Consider the following 1,364-nt stretch of genomic DNA (forward strand, 5'->3'; position numbering starts at 1 on the left):
GAGCAGGGACTATACACGGCCATCGTGGCCGGTGGGCTGACATCATTGTTTGGCGGCAGCCGCGTGCAGATCGCAGGGCCAACCGGAGCCTTTATCGTAATTCTAGCCGGCATTACCGGCAAATACGGCATCGGAGGCTTGCAAATAGCCACCCTGATGGCTGGCATCATGTTATTACTGATGGGGCTTACCAAGCTGGGTGGCGTTATCAAATACATTCCCGATCCGGTCATCGTCGGTTTTACCAGCGGCATTGGGGTCATCATTTTTGTGGGCCAATGGAAAGACTTTTTTGGCTTGAGCCCCGCAGCCGGAGCCGAGCATTTTCATGAAAAATTTTGGGCGCTGGCACAGGCGTTTCCTGCGCTGCACGTTGAAACCACCTTGCTTGGCGGTTTGACCTTGGCGGTGTTGTTGATTTCCGGCCGTATTCTGAAACGCATTCCCGCCCCCCTGGTCGCCATGCTGATTGCCACCTGCGTGCAGTGGCAATTCCAATGGGACGGCGTAGAGACAATAGGCAGCGCGTTTGGCGGCATTCCGCAGAAGTTGCCTCAATTCCAGCTGCCGACAATGTCGGTATCCGAGGCGATTCAATTAATCGGACCGGCCTTTACGATTGCCTTGCTGGGCGCGATTGAGTCGCTGCTGTCTGCCGTGGTCGCCGATAGCATGGCCGGCACTAAACATGACGCCAATCAGGAATTGATCGGTCAAGGGATTGCGAACATATGCTCCCCGCTGTTCGGCGGCTTTGCCTCTACCGGCGCGATTGCCCGCACGGCGACCAATGTGCGCAATGGCGGCAACAGTCCACTGGCGGGGATTGTGCATACCTTGACCTTGATCGGCATCGTCATGTTGCTGGCCCCTTATGCGTCGTTGATTCCGCTGAGCGCGTTGGCCGCCATCTTGTTTGTCGTGGCCTACAACATGAGCGAGTTGCATCGTTTCGGGCACATGCTCAGAACTGCGCCGAAACCGGATGTGGCGGTGCTGCTGCTCACTTTTTTACTCACCGTATTCGGGGATTTGGTCATCGCCGTCAATATCGGCGTGATGCTCGCGTCACTGCTATTCATGAAACGCATGTCGGAAGCCGTGGGCATAGAGCAGCAAGCACACGACGCCGTCATGGAAGAACTCGATGACGCAGATTTTACGCTGCGAGCCAATACCGTGGTTTTTGCCATGGAAGGGCCTTTCTTTTTTGGGGCGGCGGCAAGACTGGAATCTGCGCTGGAAGTAATTCACGGTCATACCGAAATTCTGGTCTTGCGCCTGGAAAAAGTGCCTTTCATCGACGCAACCGGCCTGCAATCGCTGTGGGATTTGCTGGATAACTGCAAACGGCACAAAACCCG

1 protein-coding gene is annotated in these 1,364 nt (G+C 55.6%); it reads left to right on the top strand.

Features of this window, described 5'->3' with window-relative positions:
- Positions 1-1,364: SulP family inorganic anion transporter (locus A1332_RS01335; protein ID WP_064006782.1), on the top strand; the 1,364-nt coding region annotated here is incomplete at both ends.

Origin of the sequence: Methylomonas methanica, from assembly GCF_001644035.1 — a bacterium.
Taxonomy (GTDB): Bacteria; Pseudomonadota; Gammaproteobacteria; order Methylococcales; family Methylomonadaceae; genus Methylomonas; species Methylomonas methanica_A.